This window comes from Arthrobacter sp. KN11-1C (genome assembly GCF_052180225.1).
Classification (GTDB): Bacteria; Actinomycetota; Actinomycetes; order Actinomycetales; family Micrococcaceae; genus Arthrobacter.
This window is the reverse complement of sequence record NZ_CP197467.1, coordinates 2844365-2865250: the sequence shown is the minus strand read 5'-3', so window position 1 is coordinate 2865250 and position 20886 is coordinate 2844365. Positions and strand designations below refer to the sequence as shown.

General features: G+C 62.2%; 13 protein-coding genes and 3 rRNA genes. 14 read left to right on the top strand and 2 right to left on the bottom strand.

Translation table 11 applies throughout. From position 1 onward, the window contains the following. Nucleotides 1-4: 4 nt before the first annotated feature. The 5 genes from tyrS (at nt 5) to ACSBOX_RS13380 (ending at nt 9071) form a co-directional block, all read left to right on the top strand. Entirely contained in the window at nt 5-1315 is a 1311-nt protein-coding gene (tyrS, locus tag ACSBOX_RS13400) for a tyrosine--tRNA ligase (RefSeq protein ID WP_442542885.1), read from the top strand. Nucleotides 1316-1830: 515 nt separating this feature from the next. Further along, nucleotides 1831-3353 (top strand): 16S ribosomal RNA (locus tag ACSBOX_RS13395). Nucleotides 3354-3940: 587 nt separating this feature from the next. Further along, a 23S ribosomal RNA gene (locus ACSBOX_RS13390) occupies nt 3941-7078 on the top strand. Between the two features lie 154 nt (nt 7079-7232). Beyond that, a 5S ribosomal RNA gene (rrf, locus tag ACSBOX_RS13385) occupies nt 7233-7349 on the top strand. Together the 16S, 23S and 5S rRNA genes form the textbook arrangement of a ribosomal RNA operon. 528 nt (nt 7350-7877) lie before the next feature. Further along, entirely contained in the window at nt 7878-9071 is a 1194-nt protein-coding gene (locus ACSBOX_RS13380) for an IS30 family transposase (RefSeq protein WP_442542884.1), read from the top strand. A gap of 663 nt (nt 9072-9734) precedes the next feature. Here ACSBOX_RS13380 and ACSBOX_RS13375 read toward each other — a convergent pair. Then, the gene (locus ACSBOX_RS13375) at nt 9735-10832 is read right to left on the bottom strand and encodes a hypothetical protein (protein WP_442542883.1); all 1098 of its coding nucleotides are present in this window, start codon (nt 10830-10832) and stop codon (nt 9735-9737) included. Here ACSBOX_RS13375 and ACSBOX_RS13370 point away from each other — a divergent pair. The 9 genes from ACSBOX_RS13370 to xerD all read left to right on the top strand — a co-directional run bounded on the left by ACSBOX_RS13370 (nt 10785) and on the right by xerD (nt 20049). After that, a complete protein-coding gene (locus ACSBOX_RS13370; RefSeq protein WP_442542882.1) occupies nt 10785-11615 on the top strand; it encodes a hypothetical protein in 831 nt (276 codons plus the stop codon). The genes ACSBOX_RS13375 and ACSBOX_RS13370 overlap by 48 nt on opposite strands. Beyond that, the gene (locus ACSBOX_RS13365; protein ID WP_442542881.1) at nt 11608-12597 is read left to right on the top strand and encodes an HAD-IIA family hydrolase; all 990 of its coding nucleotides are present in this window, start codon (nt 11608-11610) and stop codon (nt 12595-12597) included. Before ACSBOX_RS13370 ends, ACSBOX_RS13365 begins: the two co-directional genes overlap by 8 nt. A 9-nt stretch (nt 12598-12606) precedes the next feature. After that, complete coding sequence (locus ACSBOX_RS13360) at nt 12607-12846, top strand: hypothetical protein (RefSeq protein ID WP_442542880.1); 240 nt, start codon at nt 12607-12609, stop codon at nt 12844-12846. Nucleotides 12847-12848: 2 nt separating this feature from the next. Beyond that, nucleotides 12849-13661, top strand: a complete 813-nt coding sequence (locus tag ACSBOX_RS13355) for a TlyA family RNA methyltransferase (RefSeq protein WP_442542879.1) — start codon at nt 12849-12851, stop codon at nt 13659-13661. 13 nt (nt 13662-13674) lie between these two features. Then, nucleotides 13675-14697, top strand: coding sequence for an NAD kinase (locus ACSBOX_RS13350; RefSeq protein WP_442542878.1), 1023 nt, complete (start codon nt 13675-13677; stop codon nt 14695-14697). Between the two features lie 3 nt (nt 14698-14700). After that, entirely contained in the window at nt 14701-16440 is a 1740-nt protein-coding gene (recN, locus tag ACSBOX_RS13345) for a DNA repair protein RecN (RefSeq protein WP_442542877.1), read from the top strand. A 211-nt stretch (nt 16441-16651) separates the two neighbouring features. Beyond that, complete coding sequence (locus ACSBOX_RS13340; protein ID WP_442542876.1) at nt 16652-18394, top strand: CTP synthase; 1743 nt, start codon at nt 16652-16654, stop codon at nt 18392-18394. A 27-nt stretch (nt 18395-18421) separates the two neighbouring features. Continuing rightward, on the top strand, nt 18422-19084 hold the full coding sequence (locus tag ACSBOX_RS13335) for an NUDIX domain-containing protein (RefSeq protein WP_442542875.1): 663 nt from the start codon (nt 18422-18424) through the stop codon (nt 19082-19084). Next, nucleotides 19057-20049, top strand: a complete 993-nt coding sequence (gene xerD / locus ACSBOX_RS13330) for a site-specific tyrosine recombinase XerD (RefSeq protein ID WP_442546030.1) — start codon at nt 19057-19059, stop codon at nt 20047-20049. Before ACSBOX_RS13335 ends, xerD begins: the two co-directional genes overlap by 28 nt. Nucleotides 20050-20121: 72 nt before the next feature. Here xerD and ACSBOX_RS13325 read toward each other — a convergent pair whose 3' ends face one another. After that, nucleotides 20122-20850 carry a hypothetical protein gene (locus ACSBOX_RS13325; RefSeq protein WP_442542874.1) on the bottom strand — a complete coding sequence of 243 codons (729 nt, stop codon included), beginning with the start codon at nt 20848-20850 and terminating at the stop codon, nt 20122-20124. Nucleotides 20851-20886: the final 36 nt, after the last annotated feature.

The window sequence follows — 20886 nt, the reverse complement described above, 5'->3', positions numbered from 1 at the left end:
ACTCGTGTCACACGTAAACAACCTCGAGTCCCAACACAACGACCCGGGCTTTGCCAATATCTGGCAAGAGCTCAAATGGCGCGGCCTGATCCACGTTTCCACTGATGAAACGGAACTGGAAAAGCTGCTCGGCGGGGACCCGATCACGTATTACTGTGGCTTCGACCCCACCGCGCCGTCCCTGCACCTGGGCAACCTGGTCCAGCTCCTGCTCATGCGCCGCCTGCAATTGGCCGGCCACAATCCGCTCGGCCTGGTGGGCGGCTCCACCGGCCTGATCGGGGATCCGCGCCCGACGGCGGAGCGCACCTTGAACACCAAGGACACCGTTTCGGAGTGGGTCGGCTACCTTCAGGCCCAGGTCCGTCGCTTCCTCAGCTTCGAGGGGGACAACGCGGCGCGCATGGTCAACAACCTTGACTGGACCGCGCCCTTGAGCGCCATCGATTTCCTGCGGGAGATCGGCAAGCACTTCCGTGTGGGCACCATGCTCCGCAAGGACGCCGTTGCTTCCCGTCTCAGCTCCGATGAGGGCATCAGCTACACGGAGTTCAGCTACCAGATCCTGCAAGGCATGGATTACCTCCAGCTCAACCGTGACTACGACTGCGTGCTGCAGACCGGCGGCTCGGACCAGTGGGGCAACCTCACGAGTGGTACGGAGTTGATCCGCAAGGTCGATGGGAAGACCGTCCACGCCTTGGGCACGCCCCTGATCACCAACTCGGACGGCACCAAGTTCGGCAAGAGCGAGGGCAACGCCATTTGGCTCGATGCCCACATGTGCAGCCCCTACGCCTTCTACCAGTTCTGGCTCAACACGGCGGATGCCGACGTCGTTGACCGCCTCAAGGTCTTCACTTTCCTTAGCCGCGCGGAGATTGAGGAACTTGGAGCAGCTGTTGCCGAGCGTCCGTTCGCCCGCGAGGGCCAGCGCAGGCTTGCCTACGAAGTCACGTCGCTGGTTCACGGTGTGGACGCGACGGAGAAGGTGATTGCTGCTTCGGCTGCGCTGTTCGGCAACGGCGATCTTTCGGTTCTGGACGAAGTGACCTTGGCCTCTGCAACTGCCGAGCTGCCGTCTGCCTCGATCGGCGCGGATGGCCTGGGCATCGTCGACCTCCTGGTGGCGTCCGGACTCTCCGAGAGCAAGTCCGCTGCCCGACGCACGGTAGGGGAGGGTGGCGCCTACGTGAACAACAGCAAAGTGACCGATCCCGACGCCGTCATCGACCAGGCGGAACTGCTTCACGGCCGGTACCTGTTGCTGCGCCGCGGCAAGAAGAATCTGGCCACTGTCGAAGTGACCGTCTGACTCCGAGACAGACTATTGCACGCTCCCTCCGGGCCGACTTGCGCGGCTCAGGGGGAGCGTGTATCGTTTTCTGAGTCGCTGCCGCTGAAGCGGATAAAATGCGACAAAATCCCATTGAGTGTGAATAATCCGATGTAGACCAAAAGTCTGGAAATCGGATAATTTATAGACTCTTTGGGGAAATTCGGTCCACTTGGATGAATTTCCGGAGAAATCCTGGATTTGCAAAGTGGAAATGAATGAAATAAAGTAGAAACATCGCAGCGAGGAAATGCGGAACATCGAATTCAATTGAATTTGTTTCGCGGAGTAATCGGATTGTGTCTGTTGTTTGAGAACTCAATAGTGTGCCAAGTTTGTTGATACCGATTTATTTTTTATGAATTGGTTGTTTTGGCTGGTTCTGTGTCACCTCCGTGGCGCGGGGCTGGTTTTTTACAGCTGGTTTCAAATTTTGTGCAGCCCGGCCGTCCGTTATTTCCGGTGGTTGTGGTTGTGTCTGTTTTTGTTTTACTTCAACGGAGAGTTTGATCCTGGCTCAGGATGAACGCTGGCGGCGTGCTTAACACATGCAAGTCGAACGATGATCTCCAGCTTGCTGGGGGGATTAGTGGCGAACGGGTGAGTAACACGTGAGTAACCTGCCCTTGACTCTGGGATAAGCCTGGGAAACTGGGTCTAATACCGGATACGACCGCTCCACGCATGTGGTGGTGGTGGAAAGCTTTTGCGGTTTTGGATGGACTCGCGGCCTATCAGCTTGTTGGTGGGGTAATGGCCTACCAAGGCGACGACGGGTAGCCGGCCTGAGAGGGTGACCGGCCACACTGGGACTGAGACACGGCCCAGACTCCTACGGGAGGCAGCAGTGGGGAATATTGCACAATGGGCGGAAGCCTGATGCAGCGACGCCGCGTGAGGGATGACGGCCTTCGGGTTGTAAACCTCTTTCAGTAGGGAAGAAGCGAAAGTGACGGTACCTGCAGAAGAAGCGCCGGCTAACTACGTGCCAGCAGCCGCGGTAATACGTAGGGCGCAAGCGTTATCCGGAATTATTGGGCGTAAAGAGCTCGTAGGCGGTTTGTCGCGTCTGCTGTGAAAGACCGGGGCTCAACTCCGGTTCTGCAGTGGGTACGGGCAGACTAGAGTGATGTAGGGGAGACTGGAATTCCTGGTGTAGCGGTGAAATGCGCAGATATCAGGAGGAACACCGATGGCGAAGGCAGGTCTCTGGGCATTAACTGACGCTGAGGAGCGAAAGCATGGGGAGCGAACAGGATTAGATACCCTGGTAGTCCATGCCGTAAACGTTGGGCACTAGGTGTGGGGGACATTCCACGTTTTCCGCGCCGTAGCTAACGCATTAAGTGCCCCGCCTGGGGAGTACGGCCGCAAGGCTAAAACTCAAAGGAATTGACGGGGGCCCGCACAAGCGGCGGAGCATGCGGATTAATTCGATGCAACGCGAAGAACCTTACCAAGGCTTGACATGAACCGGTAACGCCTGGAAACAGGTGCCCCGCTTGCGGTCGGTTTACAGGTGGTGCATGGTTGTCGTCAGCTCGTGTCGTGAGATGTTGGGTTAAGTCCCGCAACGAGCGCAACCCTCGTTCTATGTTGCCAGCGCGTGATGGCGGGGACTCATAGGAGACTGCCGGGGTCAACTCGGAGGAAGGTGGGGACGACGTCAAATCATCATGCCCCTTATGTCTTGGGCTTCACGCATGCTACAATGGCCGGTACAAAGGGTTGCGATACTGTGAGGTGGAGCTAATCCCAAAAAGCCGGTCTCAGTTCGGATTGGGGTCTGCAACTCGACCCCATGAAGTCGGAGTCGCTAGTAATCGCAGATCAGCAACGCTGCGGTGAATACGTTCCCGGGCCTTGTACACACCGCCCGTCAAGTCACGAAAGTTGGTAACACCCGAAGCCGGTGGCCTAACCCTTGTGGGGGGAGCCGTCGAAGGTGGGACCGGCGATTGGGACTAAGTCGTAACAAGGTAGCCGTACCGGAAGGTGCGGCTGGATCACCTCCTTTCTAAGGAGCACCATTATCGCCCTTCTCCTTCCGCATGGTGGGTGGGGGGTGTGTGGAAGCAAAGCCCATTGCGCAGGCGTCTGTTCTGCGGTGGGTGCTCATGGGTGGAATATCAGCAGATAGCGGCCGGTTGTTTCTTGTTTGTTCTTCAGTACGGATGCCCCTTTTTCCTCGTGTTTTCACGGGTGGGGGTGTTGTGGAAAGGGTGCGGGCAGGGGGTGGCTGGTTTTCGTGTTTGGCACACTGTTGGGTCCTGAGGCAACAGGGCCGGTTCTTGGGGGGGTGCGTGGCCTGTGAGGGTTGCGTGGTTTTCCTTGGTGCCGGGTTTGTGTGTTTCTGGTTTCCTGGCTGCATGTCCTGTGCGTGTCCGGCTGTCCTTCTTTTTTGGGGGGTGGTTGGTGTGTGGGGGTGTGGTACGGGGTTGTTGTTTGAGAACTACATAGTGGACGCGAGCATCTAGGCACGCGCATGGTCATTGCTTCTCCTTTTTGGTGGGGTGGTGGGGTGTGTGTGTCTTACAGCAATTTCTTTTTATGAACCTGGCCCTTGTGGTCATGGTTCTCTCGAGAAGTTTTTTGATCTTGTGTGGTCAAGTTTTTAAGGGCACACGGTGGATGCCTTGGCATTAGGAGCCGAAGAAGGACGTAGGAATCTGCGATAAGCCTGGGGGAGTTGATAACCGAACGGTGATCCCAGGATGTCCGAATGGGGAAACCCCGCCAGACGCTGCAAGGTGATCTGGTGACCCGCATCTGAACACATAGGGTGCGCGGGGGGAACGCGGGGAAGTGAAACATCTCAGTACCCGCAGGAAGAGAAAACAAGAGTGATTCCGTTAGTAGTGGCGAGCGAACGCGGATGAGGCTAAACCGTTCCATGTGTGATAGCCGGCGGGCGTTGCATGGGCGGGGTTGTGGGACTTTCCGTACTGGTTCTGCCGGACCGGTGGGGTGAGAGCATGGACATAGGTGAACGGTCTTGAAAGGCCGGCCGGAGAGGGTGTTAGCCCCGTAACCGTAATGTTGTGTGCCGCCTGGAGAGGATCCCAAGTAGCACGGGGCCCGAGAAATCCCGTGTGAATCTGTCAGGACCACCTGATAAGCCTAAATACTTCCTAATGACCGATAGCGGACCAGTACCGTGAGGGAAAGGTGAAAAGTACCCCGGGAGGGGAGTGAAACAGTACCTGAAACCGTGTGCTTACAATCCGTCGGAGCAACCTTGTAGTTGTGACGGCGTGCCTTTTGAAGAATGAGCCTGCGAGTTAGTGTTACGTCGCGAGGTTAACCCGTGTGGGGTAGCCGTAGCGAAAGCGAGTCTGAATAGGGCGAGTGTAGTGGCGTGATCTAGACCCGAAGCGGAGTGATCTACCCATGGCCAGGTTGAAGCGACGGTAAGACGTCGTGGAGGACCGAACCCACTTCAGTTGAAAATGGAGGGGATGAGCTGTGGGTAGGGGTGAAAGGCCAATCAAACTCCGTGATAGCTGGTTCTCCCCGAAATGCATTTAGGTGCAGCGTTGCGTGTTTCTTGCCGGAGGTAGAGCTACTGGATGGCCGATGGGCCCTACAAGGTTACTGACGTCAGCCAAACTCCGAATGCCGGTAAGTGAGAGCGCAGCAGTGAGACTGTGGGGGATAAGCTTCATAGTCGAGAGGGAAACAGCCCAGACCACCAACTAAGGCCCCTAAGCGTGTGCTAAGTGGGAAAGGATGTGGAGTTGCGAAGACAACCAGGAGGTTGGCTTAGAAGCAGCCATCCTTGAAAGAGTGCGTAATAGCTCACTGGTCAAGTGATTCCGCGCCGACAATGTAGCGGGGCTCAAGTACACCGCCGAAGTTGTGGATTTCAGATAGTAGACAAGCCTTCGTGGTTCAGTCGTCTGGAGTGGTAGGGGAGCGTCGTGTGGGCGGTGAAGTCGCGGTGTAAACCAGCGGTGGAGCCTACACGAGTGAGAATGCAGGCATGAGTAGCGAAAGACGGGTGAGAAACCCGTCCGCCGAATGATCAAGGGTTCCAGGGTCAAGCTAATCTGCCCTGGGTAAGTCGGGACCTAAGGCGAGGCCGACAGGCGTAGTCGATGGACAACGGGTTGATATTCCCGTACCGGCGAAGGACCGCCCATGCCAAGCGGGGGATACTAACCGCCCGGAGCCTGCCCAATCACCCTTGTGGTGTGCGGGTTTTGGCCGAGCGCGGGACCTGATCCCGGGAGGTAAGCGTATTAACAGGTGTGACGCAGGAAGGTAGCCGGGCCGGGCGATGGTTGCCCCGGTCTAAGGATGTAGGGTCAGCGATAGGCAAATCCGTCGCTGTGTCTTTGATGACGTTCCTGAGATCTGATGGGACCCCCGTCATGGGGGGATCCGGTGATCCTATGCTGCCTAGAAAAGCATCGGCGCGAGGTTCCAGCCGCCCGTACCCCAAACCGACACAGGTGATCAGGTAGAGAATACCAAGGCGATCGAGAGAATTATGGTTAAGGAACTCGGCAAAATGCCCCCGTAACTTCGGGAGAAGGGGGGCCCCAACCTTGAACACCACTTGCTGGTGGGAGGGGATCGGGGCCGCAGAGACCAGGGGGAAGCGACTGTTTACTAAAAACACAGGTCCGTGCGAAGTCGCAAGACGATGTATACGGACTGACTCCTGCCCGGTGCTGGAAGGTTAAGAGGACCGGTTAGCCGCAAGGCGAAGCTGAGAATTTAAGCCCCAGTAAACGGCGGTGGTAACTATAACCATCCTAAGGTAGCGAAATTCCTTGTCGGGTAAGTTCCGACCTGCACGAATGGAGTAACGACTTCCCCGCTGTCTCAACCATAAACTCGGCGAAATTGCAGTACGAGTAAAGATGCTCGTTACGCGCAGCAGGACGGAAAGACCCCGAGACCTTTACTATAGTTTGGTATTGGTGTTCGGAGTGGCTTGTGTAGGATAGGTGGGAGACGTTGAAGCCCGGACGCCAGTTCGGGTGGAGTCATCGTTGAAATACCACTCTGGTCACTTTGGACATCTAACTTCGGCCCGTGATCCGGGTCAGGGACAGTGCCTGATGGGTAGTTTAACTGGGGCGGTTGCCTCCTAAAAAGTAACGGAGGCGCCCAAAGGTTCCCTCAGCCTGGTTGGCAATCAGGTGTCGAGTGTAAGTGCACAAGGGAGCTTGACTGTGAGAGAGACATCTCAAGCAGGGACGAAAGTCGGGACTAGTGATCCGGCGGTACATTGTGGAATGGCCGTCGCTCAACGGATAAAAGGTACCTCGGGGATAACAGGCTGATCTTGCCCAAGAGTCCATATCGACGGCATGGTTTGGCACCTCGATGTCGGCTCGTCGCATCCTGGGGCTGGAGTAGGTCCCAAGGGTTGGGCTGTTCGCCCATTAAAGCGGTACGCGAGCTGGGTTTAGAACGTCGTGAGACAGTTCGGTCCCTATCCGCTGCGCGCGCAGGAAATTTGAGAAGGGCTGTCCTTAGTACGAGAGGACCGGGACGGACGAACCTCTGGTGTGTCAGTTGTACTGCCAAGTGCACCGCTGATTAGCTACGTTCGGATGGGATAACCGCTGAAAGCATCTAAGCGGGAAGCTCGCTTCAAGATGAGATTTCCATACACCTCGTGTGTGAGAGGCCCCCAGCCAGACCACTGGGTTGATAGGCCGGATGTGGAAGACAGGACTAAAGACTGTTGAAGCTGACCGGTACTAATAGGCCGACAACTTACACCACACAAACACGATCACTGCTTGCGTCCACTATGTGGTTCCCGAACAACAACCCGATACCGGGCTGTTCCGGAACCAACAACTAAATAACAACACCACACATGTTGTAACCACAGACTTCCCACCCCGCACCCAGTGCGGGGATCGGGTAACAGGGTTACGGCGGTCATAGCGTGGGGGAAACGCCCGGTCCCATTCCGAACCCGGAAGCTAAGACCCACAGCGCCGATGGTACTGCACCCGGGAGGGTGTGGGAGAGTAGGACACCGCCGGACAACCATTCACCGGCCAGGCCCCGACACACCGTGTCGGGGCCTGACCCACTTAAACACCCCAAACCCCCGCCCGCCCAGGCGCCGGAAACCCCAAACGCGGGAAACCCCAAACCCCCGCTCACATAAACACCAGTTTCCCCAAACCCGGGCTCACGTATACGCGGGATATCCCGAACGCGGGCTCACGTATACGCGGGATATCCCGAACGCGGGCTCACGTATGCGCGGGAAACCCCGAACGCGGGCTCACGTATGCGCGGGAACCCCCGAACGCCGGCTCACGTATACGTGCTCCCGGGCTGACGCCGGCTCACGTATACGCCCGTTTCCCTAAACCCCGGCTCACCTATGCGCGGGAAACCCCAAACCCCCGCTCACCTATGCGCGGGAACCCCCGAACGGGCGCTCACCTATGTGAGGGAAACCCCGAACGCCGGCTCACGTATACGCCCGTTTCCCTAAACCCCCGCTCACCTATGCGCGGGAAACCCCAGGCGGGTTCAGGGGGTCGTTGCAACACCTGAGTGATTGGTGGGTGTTGTGGTGGGTGTTGGTCGGCCTGAGGTGTTGCGTGAGGTGGTGCGGGTGTTCTGGGCGGCCCGGTCCTCGGGGTTTTCTGATGAGGCCGCGGCAGGGGTTGCGGGGTTCTCGGAAGGAACTGCCAGCAGGATTGTCCGTCAGCATGGTGGGGTGGATCCTTCGATTGAGCCTGCGTGCGGGCGGTTCTTGTCCTTCGATGAGCGTGAGTTGATCGCCGTGTGGCGGGCGCAGGGGTGCGGGATGCGGGAGATCGGTCGTCGTCTGGGCCGGAGCCCGTCCACGATCAGCCGGGAACTGGACCGGAACATCCGCAACGGGGGCCGGCGCCCGTATCTTGCCTCCACGGCGCAGAGCCGCGCGCAGAAGCAGGCCCGCCGCCCCAAGGCCCGGAAACTGGCGGTGAACACGGCCCTGGCCCTTTACGTCGCCGGGATGCTGAGCTGCCGGGAACGGTTGTCCCCGGAACAGATCAGTGCCCGGCTGCGGATCGATTTCCCCGATGATGAAAGCATGCGCATCAGCCCCGAGACCATTTACCAGTGCATCTACATCCAGGGACGCGGGGGCCTGCGGGCCGAACTCGCCGCGGCCCTGCGCACCGGCCGGGCGGTGCGGCAACCGAACAGGCGCCCCGGGATGCGCCGGCCCCGGGTCCCGAAGGAGCTGCTGATCAGCGAACGCCCGGCCGAAGCCGATGACCGTGCGGTTCCCGGCCACTGGGAGGGAGACCTGATCATCGGTACCCCCGGCACCGGGGCGATCGGGACGCTCGTGGAACGCACCAGCCGATTCGTGATGCTCCTGCACCTGCCAAACGGACACACCGGGGAACAGGTCCTGGCCGCCATCCAGGACACCCTGCCGACCCTGCCCGAGGTGCTGCGCCGGTCCCTGACCTGGGACCAGGGCGCGGAAATGGTCGGCATCCACGAACGGGTCAAGATCGCCACCGGAGCCGATGTCTACTTCTGCGACCCGCACTCACCCTGGCAACGCGGCACGAACGAGAACACCAACGGACTCCTGCGCCAGTACTTCCCCAAAGGCATGGACCTGACAGCCGTGACCCGCGAGGAGCTCGACTACGCAGCCGCCGGCCTCAACGGGCGCCTGCGCAAAACCCTCGGCTGGAAAACCCCCGCACAAGCACTCCAACACATTCTGGAAGAATCAGCAGCATAAGGACGTGTTGCAACGACCACTTGAATCCGCCCCCAACGCCCGCTCACATATCAGCAGTCGCGGACGAACCCCCGCTCAGACATGCGGGTTCCACGGGCGACGCCCGCCCAAATGATGTGAGCCGGCGTCCGGCCAGAACCCCTTGTTTGTGAGCGCGCGTCCGGTTGGGACCCGGTATATGTGAGCGGGCGTCCCAAACGCCCGATTCCCCGAACGCCCGCTCACATATGCGCCCGATTCCCCGAACGCCCGCTCACATATGCGCCGGAATTCCCGAACCCGGCTCACCCGGGGGCGCGGCCCGGCAGCCAGCCCACCCGTCGGCAACAAACCTGAGCGGGCGTCTGGTTGGGACCCTGCATATGTGAGCGGGCGTCCAATTGGGGCTGGGCATATCTGAGCGGGCGTTGTTGTAGGGATTGGGTAGACTTGACGGCTTCTAGGAACTGACACGTCGGCCGCGGGCTTGGTTTGCCAGAGGGCCGTAGGGTACTCGCCCTGGCATCAGGTTGTGATGCTTCCCACGGGAAGCTGAATACGTGGCCTTCGAATGCGTTCGCGGATGGCTGTTCACCTAGAATTGCATAAGAGATACGAGCCGGATCCCGGCGGCGTGAGAACAAAATACGGATAAGAGCGGCTGCGCATGCGCCAGTGGTCAGCTCACAACAGGAGGAATCCATCATGGCTGAGCACAACGGCGGCAATCGCGGCAACTTCGGCGGTGGCCGTGGCGACCGCGGCCCGTTCCGCGCCAACAACAATTCCGGGGGCGACCCCCGAGGATTCCGTTCCAGGGACAACCGTGACGGCGCTGCTGGCGGCGACCGGGATCGTAAGCCGGCCGGCGATGGTGAGCGCCGTAGTTTTGGTGATCGTCCTCGTCGTGATGGGGATGCGCGTCCGAGTTTCGGTGATCGTGATCGTAAGCCTTTCGGCGATCGCCCGAGTCGTGAGGGCGACCGCGACCGTAAGCCCTTTGGTGATCGTGATCGTAAGCCGTTTGGTGATCGTCCTCGTCGTGATGGGGATGCGCGTCCGAGTTTCGGTGATCGTGATCGTAAGCCTTTCGGCGACCGTCCGAGTCGTGAGGGCGACCGCCCGAGCCGTCAGGGTGATCGTGATCGCAAGCCCTTTGGTGATCGTGATCGTAAGCCTTTCGGTGATCGCCCGAGTCGTGAGGGTGATCGTGACCGTAAGCCCTTTGGTGATCGTGATCGTAAGCCTTTCGGCGACCGTCCGAGTCGTGAGGGCGACCGCGACCGTAAGCCTTTCGGCGATCGCCCGAGTCGTGAGGGCGACCGCGACCGTAAGCCCTTTGGTGATCGTGATCGTAAGCCGTTTGGTGATCGTCCTCGTCGTGATGGGGATGCGCGTCCGAGTTTCGGTGATCGTGATCGTAAGCCCTTCGGTGATCGTCCTCGCCGCGAAGGCGACGGAGAGCGCCGTAGCTTCGGTGACCGCCCCGAGCGTGGTCCCCGCAAGTTCGATGGCCCACGTACCGAGGGACGCAGCTTCGGCGGCGGCTCCTGGGAAGAGCGTCCCGCGCGGGTTCCGAACGCGGCGGATCTGCGTAGCGCCAACCGCCCGGACCGCGAGCGTTCCCCGGAGATCGACGACGACGTCACGGGCCAGGAACTCGACCGGGTCACGAAGCACCAGATCAAGACCCTGGAAGGCACCAATGCCGATTGGGTCGCCAAGCACCTGGTGATGGCCGGCCGCCTCATCGATATCGACCCTGAGCTGTCCTTCCAGCACGCACTGGCAGCGAGCCGTCGTGGCGGACGTTTGGCCGCCGTCCGTGAAGCCGTGGGCCTGACCGCCTACGCTGCCGGACACTATGGCGAGGCTCTTCGCGAATTCCGCACCTACCGCAGGATCAGCGGCTCCAACGTCCATTTGCCCCTCATGGCTGACTGCGAACGCGGGCTGGGGCGGCCGGACCGTGCGCTCGACGTCGTCCGTTCACCCGAGGCCCAGGATCTCGACGCTCCCGGCAAGGTTGAGCTGGCAATTGTGGCTTCCGGCGCCCGGAGCGACCTTGGTCAGCTCGACGCCGCAGTGGCTGAGCTGGAAATCATCCAGCTCGACATCAACCGTGCCTTCTCCTACAGCCCGCGGCTGTTCCGTGCCTATGCCGACGCCTTGACGGCAGTGGGCCGCACGGAAGAAGCCGGCAAGTGGCAGCGCCAGGCAGTCGTGGCTGAAAACGCCCTCGGCGTTGGAGACTTCGAGGACCCGGACATCATCGACCTCGGCGAAGACGACGAAAACGAAGCCCGCAAACCTCGTTTCCGGAACCCCGAAGAGAACACCGAGCGAGCCGAGGAGCGCCAGTCCGAGGAGGCGCCGGCACGCGCGGAGACAGTTATCGCCCCTGAAGCCCCCGAACAGGACGAAGTGGAACTCGACGACGCCGAGTCTGACTACTTTGAGTCCGACGACGCCGAATCGGACCGCGATTCCGTGGAGGAAGACGACGACGCTGAAGAAGACGGAGAAGAGGCTTCCCACGCCGGCGAAGAGTCCAAGAATGACTGAAGCCTCACTGGTTTCGCGTTTCGATGCCGTTCTGTCCGATCTGGACGGAGTAGTTTACGCAGGCCCGCACGCCATTCCAGGCGCAGTGGAAGCCCTGCAACGGCTTGAGTCTGTCGGGGTGCGGCTAGGCTATGTCACCAACAACGCCTCGCGTACCCCGGCACAGGTTGCCGCGCATCTTCGCGAACTTGGCGCGCCTGCTGAGGATCACCAAGTAGTCAGTTCTTCGCAGGCCGCCGGGGATCTTCTGGCCGAACTCCTCGCTCCGGGTTCGCGTGTGATGATCACGGGAAGCGCGGCATTGGCCCACGAGATCGAACTCGTGGGCCTTACCCCGGTGCACAGCGCCAAAGAGAAGCCTGTGGCTGTGGTCCAGGGCTTCAACCCGGAAATCGCATGGAAGGACCTGGCCGAGGCATCCTATGTTGTTGCGGCGGGCGCCCTTTGGGTGGCTACCAATACGGACATGTCCATTCCGCAGGCCCGGGGGATTGCCCCCGGAAACGGCACCCTCGTGGCTGCCGTCGCGTCTGCCACGGGCAAACAACCGCGGGTCGCCGGCAAGCCGGAGGCCCCGCTCTTCCATTCGGCAGCCCGGAGGCTGAAGTCCGAGCGGCCGATCGTTGTGGGAGACCGCCTGGACACTGACATCCTTGGCGGCAACCGTGCGGGCTTCGCGACGGCGGCGGTCCTCACCGGCGTCGACACGCTGGAGTCAATCCTTGCTGCGCGCAGCTCGGAAAGGCCCAGCTATTTGCTGGCTGACCTCACGGAACTGTACGAGCCCTACCCCGAAATCGTCGAAGAGGACAGCACCTTCCGTTGCGGACAGGCAACTGCCGAAGTCCAGGACGGCCTGATCACCGTTTCCGGGTCCGAGAAGGATCTGGACGCCTGGCGTGCCGCGTGCGCGGCCTGGTGGGCCATCAACCCGGACGCGACAGAAGCTACATCGCCACGCCTTGAATGGCTGGAAAACTAGACTGGTCCAATGAGCGAGTTGAACGATCACCAACAGGGCGCCGCCGAGCCACAAAGCGCCGAGCCGCAAACCGTCGAGCCGCACGATGCCCCATGGCCGGACGACACGGCCGCCACAGGTGACGCCGCCGTGGATTCCGCGTTGGAGCGGCTGGCCGGGGTATCCGCTGCGCCGGTGTCGGAACACAGCGGGCTCTACGCCGAGATCCATGACTCCCTGCTGGCGGCCCTCGACGCCGACGAACGCTGAGCATGGCCAGGCTCGACCAGGAACTCGTCAGCCGTGGATTGGCGAGATCGCGGACCCACGCCGCGAAGCTCATTGCGGACGGAAAAGTCAGCTCCGGAGGCAGCGTTCTTGCCAAGGCAGCGCAACAGGTTTCCGAAGACACGGAAATCGATGTTCAGGCCCATGCCGAGGACGTTTACGTCAGCCGCGCCGGACACAAACTGGCCGGGGCGCTGGCGGCGTTCCCCTCCGTCGTTGTAGCGGGGAAGCGGTGCCTCGACGCCGGAGCCTCCACGGGCGGCTTTACTGACGTACTGCTGCGGCACGGTGCCGCGCACGTTGTGGCGGTCGACGTCGGGCATGACCAGTTGGTGCCGTCCCTGCGGAACGATCCCCGCGTCGCAGTCCATGAGGGGCTCAACGTCCGCTACATGACTCCCGGGGAGATCGGCGGGCCGGCCGCGCTCACTGTGGCAGACTTGTCCTTCATTTCCCTCACACTGGTTCTGCATCCGCTCGCGGCGTGCACCGAACCCGGGGGAGACCTGGTGCTCATGGTGAAGCCCCAGTTCGAGGTGGGCAAGGAACGGCTGAGCCGCACCGGCGTGGTCACTTCGGACCATGAACGGCGGCGCGCGGTGGCCCAAGTCGCCAAAGCGGCCGTGGACGCAGGGCTTGAACTTTGCGGCCTGGCACCGAGTCCCTTGCCCGGCCAAGACGGAAATGTGGAGTACTTCCTGTGGATAAGACGCAGGATGCAGGCGGACTTGCCTAAGATCGAAGAGCGGGACGAGGAAGTTGCTGCACTGATGGAACGAATCTGGACCACCCACTAGAAAGCAGAACACCATGAGCAGGCGCGTTATGGTCCTTGCCCACACCGGGCGCGAGGACTCCCTTCGCGCGGCCTGGGATGCCTGCGGGCAGCTCCACTACTCCGGCCTGATCCCCGTGATGCAGAAGTCCGAACTGGACGATATCGAACGGTTCTATGGCGTGGTGGACAAGCCGATTGAGATACTCCATGAGGATGTCCGGCTGGAGGACGTCGAACTCGTCATGGTTCTTGGCGGCGACGGCACCATCCTGCGCGCGGCCGAGCTAGTCCGCAACGTCGATGTTCCCCTGTTGGGCGTCAACCTCGGGCATGTCGGTTTCCTTGCCGAGAGCGAGCGTGCAGATCTGGCCCAGACTGTCGAGTGGATTGCCAGCCGCGAATACACTGTGGAAGAACGCATGACCATCGACGTCCAGGTGTGGGTCCGGGGCCAGAAGATCTGGCATACCTGGGCCCTCAACGAAGCCGCCATTGAAAAGGCGGACCGGGAGCGCATGATCGAAGTGGTGACCGAAGTGGATGAGCGTCCGCTGACGTCCTTCGGCTGCGATGGGGTGGTGCTAGCTACCCCTACGGGCTCCACGGCTTATGCCTTCTCATCCGGCGGTCCGGTGGTGTGGCCCGAAGTGGAGGCCTTGGTGATCGTCCCCATCAGCGCCCATGCCCTCTTCGCCAAGCCCCTCGTGGTTTCGCCGCGGTCCAAGCTCGCCGTGGAGATCCTCACCCGGACGGATGCCCAGGGCGTGCTGTGGTGCGATGGCCGCCGTTCCGTGGACCTGCCGCCCGGCGCCCGGATCGAAGTCACCCGGTCCGCCCGGCCTGTGCGGCTTGCACGCACCCACCAGACCCCGTTCTCAGCGCGGCTCGTGCGGAAGTTTGAGCTCCCCATCCACGGCTGGCGGGGTCCGGCACCCCGTTCGGCCGACATCCACACGGGCCCGACCCCCGTGATCAGGACCTTCAAGCCCAGCCCTTTGCCGACGCCCCAGGACGTGCGGACAGGCAGAGCGGCCGATCCCACAAAGGAGATGTAAACCATGATCGAGGAACTCCGGATCCGTGATCTCGGCGTCATCACCGACGCCACCCTGCCGTTGGGGCCCGGCCTGAGCGTCGTCACGGGCGAAACCGGCGCCGGCAAGACCATGGTGGTTACCGCCGTCGGCCTCCTTCTGGGAGCGCGGTCCGACGCCGGGGCGGTACGCTCCGGTGCGAAGTCGGCCTCTGCTGAGGCCACGCTCTTGCTCGATCCCGCGCATGCCGCCGTGGAGCGGGCCGTGGAGGCGGGCGGCGACGCGGAAGAGTGCGACGGCGGCACCCAGCTCCTGCTGGCCCGCACCGTGGGAGCGGACGGCCGCAGCCGTGCTTTCGTGGGCGGTCGATCGGCACCGGTGGGCGTGTTGGCGGAACTTGGCGAGAGCCTGGTGGTGGTGCACGGCCAGTCGGACCAGATCCGGCTCAAGGGTGCCGTGGCGCAGCGGCACGCACTGGACCGGTTTGCCGGGGCAGATCTCGCCGCGACGCTCACGGAATACCAAGACCTTTACAGCCATTGGAAGTCCAGCCAGGCGGAGCTCGATACCCTCCGCGGCGAGGCACGGGAAAGGCTGCGCGAAGCGGAATCGCTCGCGGTCGCGCTCAGTGAAATCGACGACGTCGATCCCCAACCCGGAGAGGACGAAGCCCTCAAGGCCGAGGCCGTGAAGCTGGCGAACGTCGAAGAACTCCGCATTGCCGCAGCGGCAGCGCATGAGGCACTGATCTCGGAGGAATTCGGCGAAACAGCCGACGCCACCACGCTGATTGACTCCGCGAAACGGGCCCTGGACCAGGTTTCCGAACACGACGAAGCGTTGGCGGGAGCGGCCGCACGGCTCGCCGAGATCGGCTTCCTCATCAACGACATCGCGGGGGAGCTGTCCAGCTACCAGGCCTCCCTGGACTCCGAGGGACCCGAACGGCTCTCGGAGATCGAGGAACGGCGTGCCGCCCTGGCCAAACTCATCCGGAAGTACGCCCCGAGCATTGACGAGGTCTTGGAATGGGCCGCAGCTTCGAGGACCCGGCTGGATGAACTGCAGGATGACTCGACCCGGATCGAGGCCCTTGAGGCCGAAGTGACCGCCGCGGAGTCAACGCTGCGCAAGCAAGCCGCGCGCATCTCGAAGTCGCGATCGAAGGCAGCCAAAGAACTCTCCACACGCGTGAGCGCGGAACTCACCGCGCTCGCGATGGCCGACGCAACCCTGGTGATCGAGGTGGACAGCCAAGGGCAATTGGGACCGCACGGAGTGGACGACATCTCCTTCCTCCTGCAGCCCCACTCGGGTGCCCCTGCCCGCCCTCTCGGCAAGGGTGCATCCGGTGGTGAGTTGTCACGCGTCATGCTCGCCATCGAAGTGGTCCTCGCGGCCGTGGATCCGGTGCCGACCTTCGTCTTTGACGAAGTGGACGCCGGAGTGGGCGGGCGTGCCGCCGTCGAGATCGGACGCCGGCTTGCCATGCTGGCCCGTCACGTCCAGGTGCTTGTGGTAACCCACTTGCCGCAGGTGGCTGCCTTCGCCGACCAACATATCCGCGTCACCAAGACCTCAGTCCGGGGAAGCGATGGCAAGACCGCTACCGGCTTCACGTCGAGCGACGTCCAGCTCCTCGATGACGAGGAACGCGTGAAGGAGCTTGCCAGGATGCTGGCTGGACAGGAAGACTCCGAGTCCGCGCGGGCGCACGCACAGGAATTGCTGGACGACGCGAAGCTTCTGCCGCAGCAGGCGTAGCCACCCGGCTGCGGCCTGGGACATCGGTCACATGCGCCCCATCGCCGGACCGGCAGGCTCCTTCCGCGGTCCTTGGGTCCAAGTGGCAGATTCCCGGCCGCCCGGGCTGTTTTCGCGGTTCGGGTGGACTTCACCCTTGATCCTTGCCCCACGGCAAGGGACTATTGAGCATTTGGGAAAACGGTTAGCGGACCCTTTGGAGGCGCAATTGATGATAGGCTCGAATTCCGTGGTGCAGCGATCAAATTCCCGTGTAAATTCCCGGTTTCCGGGCTCGTCCAAGACGACCAAACACATCTTTGTCACCGGCGGTGTGGCGTCCTCGCTCGGTAAGGGACTGACGGCTTCGAGCCTCGGCCACCTGCTGCGGGCACGCGGTTTGTCTGTAACTATGCAGAAGCTCGATCCCTATCTCAACGTGGATCCGGGCACGATGAACCCCTTCCAGCACGGCGAAGTCTTCGTCACTGACGACGGCGCCGAAACCGACCTCGACATCGGACACTACGAGCGCTTCCTGGATGAAAACCTCGAGGGTTCGGCCAACGTCACAACCGGCCAGATCTACTCGACGGTCATCGCCAAGGAACGGCGCGGTGAGTACCTCGGCGACACCGTCCAGGTCATCCCGCACATCACGGACGAGATCAAGCGCCGCATGCGCCTTCCCGCCGAAGGCAAGAGCGCTCCGGACGTCATCATCACCGAAATCGGCGGCACTGTTGGCGACATCGAGTCCCAGCCTTTCCTCGAGTCCGCACGCCAGGTCCGCCAGGACATCGGCCGGAACAACGTCTTTTTCCTGCACGTCTCCTTGGTGCCGTACATCGGCCCCTCGCAGGAACTGAAGACCAAACCAACGCAGCACTCTGTTGCCGCCTTGCGCTCCCTTGGCATCCAGCCGGAAGCGATCGTGATCCGTTCGGACCGCGAAGTGCCCGAGGCCATGCGCGAAAAGATCGGCCGCATGTGCGACGTCGATATCGACGCCGTGGTCAATGCCGCCGATGCTCCCAGCATCTACGACATCCCCAAGACGCTGCACTCCCAGGGCCTTGACTCCTACGTCGTCCGTGCCTTGGACCTCCCGTTCAAGGACGTCGACTGGACCAGCTGGGACAAGCTCCTCGAAGCAGTCCACAACCCCAAGCACCACGTTGAAGTTGCCCTCGTGGGCAAGTACATCGACCTCCCGGACGCTTACCTGTCCGTGACCGAGGCCTTGCGTGCCGGCGGTTTCGCGAACGAAACCAAGGTCAAGATCCGCTGGGTCCCGTCCGACGAATGCGAAACCCTCGAAGGCGCCACCAAGTCCTTGGCCGGCGTCGACGCCATTTGCGTTCCCGGCGGCTTCGGCATCCGTGGCCTGGAGGGCAAGCTCGGCGCGCTCAAGTTCGCACGCGAGACAAAGCTTCCGGTGCTGGGCCTTTGCCTCGGCCTTCAGTGCATGGTCATCGAGTACGCCCGCAACGTGGTCGGCCTCGAGGGAGCGTCCTCCAGCGAGTTCGAACCCGACTCCAAGTACCCGGTCATCGCCACGATGGAAGAACAGCTCGACATCGTGGACGGCAAGGGCGACCTCGGCGGCACGATGCGCCTGGGCCTTTACGAAGCGAAGCTGGATGAAGGCTCTGTGGTTGCGGAGACCTATGGCGCAACTACCGTTAGCGAGCGCCACCGCCACCGCTACGAAGTCAACAACAAGTACCGCGAGCAGATTGCGGCCGAGGGGCTCGTGTTCTCCGGAACGTCTCCCGACGGCAAGTTGGTCGAGTTCGTGGAACTGCCGCGCGAAGTACACCCGTACTACGTGGCAACCCAGGCCCACCCCGAGCTCAGCTCCCGCCCCACGCGCCCCCACCCGCTGTTTGCCGGGCTCGTGAAGGCTGCGCTGGAGCGTCAGGCAGGCGTGGATGCCGGAGCAAAGTCGGCCCGCAAGGTAGCTGCAAAGTAATCGCTCACACAAACGAAGGACGGCGCGATGCCCGGTATTTCTGAAACCCCCAGCACTTTTCGGAAGGTTTCGGACATGCCGAGCCCGCGCCGTCTTTTGTCGTCCAGCAAGGTCTATGAAGGCCGGATCTGGGACGTCGTCAGCGACGCCTTCGAACTGGGCGAAGACACCGGTCCGTTGGTCCGCGATTACATCGACCATCCCGGCGCTGTTGCGGTGCTGCCGATGAATGTCGACGGCGAAATCCTGTTGCTCAAGCAATACCGCCACCCCGTGGGCATGGACTTGTGGGAGATTCCCGCCGGACTTCTTGACGTCGCCGGTGAGGACTTCGTGGACGGCGCAGCCCGGGAGCTCGCGGAAGAGGCCGATCTTACGGCGGCCACGTGGAATGTCCTCGCGGACTTCTTCAATTCTCCCGGCTCCTCAAGCGAGGCGATCCGCATCTATCTGGCACGGGGTTTGGGAAGCGTTCCCGAGGCGGAACGGCACGTCCGCACGGATGAAGAAGCCGAGATCGAGCTCGTGTGGGTGACGCTCGACGAAGCCGTTTCCGCGGTGCTCGAAGGCCGGCTGCACAACCCGTCCGCCGTCGTCGGGATCCTCGCGGCCGCCGCCGCACGCGCGGACGGCTTCAGGAACCTGCGCCCCGCCAATGCTCCCTGGCCCGCCCACCCGAGCCAGCGCTGACCGTGCCCCAGCTCGCGGAGACCCGGGTCCAGACCGCCATTGACCGGGCCGTCACGGATTACCTGCAACACCTCGGCGTGGAACGTGGCCTTGCCAGCAACACCTTGTCCGCTTACCGCCGGGACTTGTCCCGCTATGCGAACTTCCTGGCCGCGTCCGGTGTCGACAAACCGGGCAACATCTCCCGCCACGATGTCACGGCCTTTGTCCAGGCACTGTCCGACGGCTCGGATGGTGGCGCCGCCCTCGGTGTCCGCTCGGCGGCACGCACCGTGGTCGCCGTCCGGGGGCTCCACAAGTTTTGGGCCCTGGAGGGGACGACGACGGCGGACCCGGCGAGCGATGTCCACCCGCCCATGCCTGGCAAGCGGCTGCCGAAGGCCATCAGCGTCGGCGAAGTGACCCGGATCCTTGAGGCCGCCGGCGCCGATACCGCCACAGGGTTGCGGGACCGGGCGCTGTTGGAGTTCCTCTACTCCACGGGCGCCCGCATCAGCGAAGCGGTGGGGCTCGACGTCGACGATGTCTCCCTCGAAGCGGAATCCGATGGCCCCGCGATCGTCAGGCTCTTCGGAAAAGGTTCCAAGGAGCGCCTGGTGCCGCTGGGGTCCTACGGTGCCCGCGCCGTCGGGTCCTACGTGGTTCGCGGAAGGCCTGCGTTGGCCGCGAAAGGAAAAGGCACCCCGGCACTCTTCCTGAATGCCCGCGGAGGCCGGATCAGCCGGCAGAGCGCCTGGACCATTCTCAAGACCGCGGCGGAGAAGGCCAACATCACCAAGGACGTTTCCCCGCACACCCTCCGGCATTCTTTCGCCACGCATCTGCTGGAGGGCGGCGCCGATGTCCGGGTGGTGCAGGAGCTCCTGGGCCATGCCTCGGTGACCACCACGCAGGTGTACACCCTGGTCACCGCCGACACTTTGCGCGAAGTCTACGCCGCTGCGCATCCGCGGGCGCTCGGCTGACGCCATGCGTTGCCCGCTGGACACTGCACACTGGACACTGCACACCGCACACTGCACACTGCGCGGTGCCGGTTACGCCAAGACCTTGAAGGTCAGTTCCACCGCGTTCAGGAACAGCGCCAGGATGGACATGCCGAGTCCGGCCACGAGCAGAAGGCCCGGGTGCGCCAAGCCGACAACCACCCGCCTCAGATTGGGCCGGGAGCGCAGGAATTTCTTCGGCACCCGTGAGCTGGCGGGACTTTGGCTCCAGCCGCGCAATCGGCGCAGGAACCAGGCGCAGCGGACGATGAAAGCCATCCACAGAACCGAAATGACAAGCGGGACGGCTGCCACGAGCAAGTTGAAGCCGAGGGCCGTGACTTCGCGCTCGGAATTTCCGACGGCGGCCTGGACAGTCGTGGAGATCGAAGCGCTCATGACCACTGAAACGCCCCACACGAGGAATGCAGTCACCAGTGCAAGGAACCTCACGAAGAAGTGGCCAAGTACTGATTCGTTGCGTGGTTTCAAATGCCTGCGGGGAGTGGCGTTCAGCACCGCCAGCGTCGACAGGAGGGTCGGCAGCGCGGCCATGCCGACCAGCAGGTACCAGCTCCAGCCGGCGAGGTCGAGGAATTCATCGAGGACGATCAACAACGCCCAGAATCCGGTCCATGCCCATCCGGCGTAGAGCGGATGCCGGACCAGCCAGCCCGGCAGCCATGCCTCGGAGGCTTGATCTGCCCGGGCCTCCGCCTCGTTCGCCGAGGCGCTTGAAGAGGTTTCCGTCGTGGGAGCTTCACCCCCATCCGCGCTCATGGGCCAACTGTAGCAAGGACGCACTTCCGGGGAGCT

Excerpts from the sequence above, each read along its gene's own strand:
- ACSBOX_RS13370 (WP_442542882.1), top strand. The coding sequence starts at position 10,785 with ATGGCCGGCCGCCTCATCGATATCGACCCTGAGCTGTCCTTCCAGCAC.
- ACSBOX_RS13365 (WP_442542881.1), top strand. The coding sequence starts at position 11,608 with ATGACTGAAGCCTCACTGGTTTCGCGTTTCGATGCCGTTCTGTCCGAT.
- ACSBOX_RS13360 (WP_442542880.1), top strand. The coding sequence starts at position 12,607 with ATGAGCGAGTTGAACGATCACCAACAGGGCGCCGCCGAGCCACAAAGC.
- ACSBOX_RS13355 (WP_442542879.1), top strand. The coding sequence starts at position 12,849 with ATGGCCAGGCTCGACCAGGAACTCGTCAGCCGTGGATTGGCGAGATCG.
- ACSBOX_RS13350 (WP_442542878.1), top strand. The coding sequence starts at position 13,675 with ATGAGCAGGCGCGTTATGGTCCTTGCCCACACCGGGCGCGAGGACTCC.
- recN (WP_442542877.1), top strand. The coding sequence starts at position 14,701 with ATGATCGAGGAACTCCGGATCCGTGATCTCGGCGTCATCACCGACGCC.
- ACSBOX_RS13340 (WP_442542876.1), top strand. The coding sequence starts at position 16,652 with ATGATAGGCTCGAATTCCGTGGTGCAGCGATCAAATTCCCGTGTAAAT.
- ACSBOX_RS13335 (WP_442542875.1), top strand. The coding sequence starts at position 18,422 with ATGCCCGGTATTTCTGAAACCCCCAGCACTTTTCGGAAGGTTTCGGAC.
- ACSBOX_RS13325 (WP_442542874.1), bottom strand. The coding sequence starts at position 20,850 with ATGAGCGCGGATGGGGGTGAAGCTCCCACGACGGAAACCTCTTCAAGC.